The 3,046-nt window shown below is 64.1% G+C and carries 4 protein-coding genes and 1 pseudogene; 3 read left to right on the forward strand and 2 right to left on the reverse strand.

The window, feature by feature from the left end; genetic code table 11:
• Together Y705_RS0101535 and Y705_RS0101540 are read left to right on the forward strand one after the other, a co-directional pair.
• On the forward strand, positions 1-337 hold a 337-nt coding region (locus tag Y705_RS0101535), incomplete at its 5' end, for an NAD(P)-dependent oxidoreductase (RefSeq protein ID WP_026531587.1).
• A gap of 293 nt (positions 338-630) precedes the next feature.
• The gene (locus tag Y705_RS0101540; protein WP_253908439.1) at positions 631-1,377 is read left to right on the forward strand and encodes a polysaccharide deacetylase family protein; all 747 of its coding nucleotides are present in this window, start codon (positions 631-633) and stop codon (positions 1,375-1,377) included.
• Positions 1,378-1,417: 40 nt separating this feature from the next.
• On the opposite strand, the gene Y705_RS16510 is transcribed toward Y705_RS0101540, so the two are convergent.
• Positions 1,418-1,813, reverse strand: coding sequence for a hypothetical protein (locus tag Y705_RS16510; RefSeq protein ID WP_049822106.1), 396 nt, complete (start codon positions 1,811-1,813; stop codon positions 1,418-1,420).
• Between the two features lie 92 nt (positions 1,814-1,905).
• Positions 1,906-2,220 (reverse strand): cupredoxin domain-containing protein, encoded by a 315-nt coding sequence (locus Y705_RS16515; protein ID WP_049822107.1) that lies wholly within the window; start codon positions 2,218-2,220, stop codon positions 1,906-1,908.
• Between the two features lie 382 nt (positions 2,221-2,602).
• Here Y705_RS16515 and Y705_RS0101555 point away from each other — a divergent pair.
• Positions 2,603-3,046: pseudogene (locus tag Y705_RS0101555) on the forward strand (hypothetical protein); the annotation flags it as partial.

A 3,046-nucleotide genomic window follows, 5' to 3' on the forward strand; every position in this document is an offset into this window, starting at 1 on the left:
GTTGAGTTCGCGGACAGCGGGGCTCGTTACGGAGCGGCATCTGCACTCGATGAAATCCACTGCGGTGCTCGTGAACACGTCCCGCGCGGGCATCGTCGACCAGGACGCGCTGGTGGCGGCCCTGGGAAGCCGCCGCATCGGCGGCGCGGGCCTCGACGTTTTCGACACAGAGCCGATAGCCGCGACCAACCCGTTGCTGTCCACGCCCTCCACCCTGCTAACTCCACACCTCGGCTATGTGACCAGGCAGAACTACGAGTTGTTTTTTCGAGGCGCCGTCGAATCGATCAATGCCTTCCTTGACGGCCATCCGATACGGGTCATCAGCCCCGGGTAAGAACGCTCGGCCCCGATAACCATCACTACCCTGAAGAAACGCACGTCCCCTGTACGGCATGGGATCTCCACTACTGTTAGTGCTGATACTGATGTTGCTGATGAGCTTTATGGGGGAACAGATCTATGGCACACATCCCGGGTCGCCGTGCGTTCCTGTTGACCGGAGCGGGTCTGATCCTCAGTGGATGCGGAGCGCGCGAGGCTTTCCGGGGTGTCGGCACGTCACCCGGAGCATCGCCGTCGATGATTCCGCCAGTTCCGCGGCCCTCCGTTTCGCCGTCGCCCGATCCCGTGGAGCATCTTCCAGTGGGCGGAGCACCTCGTGCCGTGCCCAGCCGGGCCGAGATCATCGACCGGTACACCGGCCGGACCCCCCACTACTGGGGACTTGAGGCGCCGGGGGTGGTCACGCACCTACCGAACGGCTCGCGGGGCGTCGCGCTGACCCTGGATTTTTGCGGCGGCCCCGGCGGCAGCAGTTTCGACCCGGACCTCATAGCAGGGTTGCAGCGCCTACGTGTCCCGGCAACTCTTTTCCTCAATGCGCGCTGGATCGCCGGCAATCAATCCCTTGCCGGGGAGCTGGCAGGAGACCCGCTGTTCGAGCTGGCAAACCACGGAACGAACCACCTCCCACTGAGCGTCATTGGAAACGCGGCCTACGGCATCCCGGGAACCGCAGGGATCGGAAGCGTTTATGACGAAGTCATGGCCAACGACGCCGTACTGACGGCGCTCACCGGCCAGCGATCACGATTCTTCCGGCCGGGTACCGCCTATCTCGACGATGTGGCGGCGCGGATCTGCCACGACCTGGGCCTGGTGCCCGCAGGCTTCAGCATCAACGGTGATGGGGGCGCGACCTACCCCGCCGGCACTGTCACCACCGAAACAACCGCTGCCGGTGCAGCAGCGATCATCATTGCCCACGGCAACCGGCCCGGGTCCGGAACGGGCCCGGGCCTCCTGCGGGCACTGGGCATCATGACGGACGCGGGCACCCCTTTCGTCACGCTTGGCGACGCCTTTCCGGTCTGAGGTCCTGTACGGGCGTCCGGACCCACCCCGACCGGGCTGCTCACCTGCTGTTGTGGCGCCGATGCAGGATCAGGTAACCGACGACGGCGAGCACCCCTGCAACAGCCTCCGCCGCTGCGGTGAGCGTCTTTTTCGCATACCAGACTGGCTCGTACATCGAGGGAATCGGCCCGATCGCAGGAACCTGCACGTAGCGGTACAGGATTACGGCAGCCAGCGCCGAGAGCGCCACAACCGCGGCGACGGCATATGCCGGACGGCTTCCCCTGATGAGGACATACAGTGCAGCGAGGACGGCGACAACCGCCTGGATCCGGAACAGGTTCCCGCCGCCGATTCCGGCCGGCGCCGCCCGCTGAAACCCGGGCGCCAGATCGAAGTGGATGACAGCGCTGACGATCAGGCCCACTGCAACAAGGACGCGCAGGGCAATCATGAGTGGCTGATTGAGCCCGGGGGCCCTCCTTGCGAGGCCGTTGTCGCCAGCGGGGTGTTCCCCATGGCTCCCGGCGGAGCTCTCTGCCCGGCTCATGAGATGACCAGGGTGCCGGACATCTCGGGATGGTAGACGCAGATAACCTCATAATCACCGGATTCCTCGGGCGCGGTGAAGGTCACTGTCTCACCACCTTGAACATCGACGTCGAAGCCGCCGTCATCCTTCGCCGTGACAGTGTGGGGAGCGTCGTCTTCGTTGACCACCGTCACCGTTGCGCCGGGCGCGATGGACTCGGGCATCTCGTATTCGAAGTCCCTGATGGTGATCACGGCTTCCTCGGCAGGCTCTGCTTCCCCGGAGGCGGGCGCCGAAGCAGAGGCCCCGGCGCCGGTGGTTTCAACCACTTCTGTCGCTTCCCAACGCGTGCAGCCCAGCCTAGACACCCCCTTATTGGAGTGCAGATCCATTCGTGCCGAAGCCCGACGAAACGGCTCTGACTCGGTTCGTGCAGGCCTTCATTTCGCACACCAAGGTTTCGCAGGATGCGCGGGGTAGGTGATGCTTCCCGCGCCTGAATCACACCCGTTTCATCTGTCACAATTCGATCCTTCCCAACAGCGCTTCGACCTGCTTACAGTGAAAACAAGCACCCCGAAGTCGTGGGTGCTTGTTGGTCCGGGGCGATGGTGACAGGGAAACCAATCCATGGGTTGGAGTGCTTCGAATCACCTTTTGAGCGTGCCTATTTAGGGCACGCGCTCACCGCACAGTGAAGGAATTATTCTCATGAACAAGGCAATGCGTTTTCTGGCAGTTCCTACTCTCGCCCTCGGCGCCCTGGCCATGGCATCATCGCCGGCCATGGCAGCAGATGACTCCTACTCCTCCACGCTGGGTGCGCTCAATGGCTCCAACGGTTCGGGCACCATCACCGTTGATGTCACCGGCGACAAGGCCATGGTGAACCTGCAGGTCTCCGGTCTCGCCGAGACCTTCATGGGCGGACCCTACCCCCACGTCCAGCACATCCACGGCGGAGCCCTGGGCGAATGCCCCACCCCGGCCGCTGACGACAACGGCGACGGCGTCATCAACACCACCGAAGGCGCCCCCTCCTACGGCGGCATCCTCACCACGATCACCACTTCCGGTGCAACCAGCCCCGCAGAGGGCCTGAACACCGCCCTCGGCGGCCAGGGCGGCAGCTACACCATCCAGCGTGAAATCGAC

It is taken from the genome of Arthrobacter sp. H41 (genome assembly GCF_000520535.1).
Lineage (GTDB): Bacteria > Actinomycetota > Actinomycetes > Actinomycetales > Micrococcaceae > Arthrobacter_D.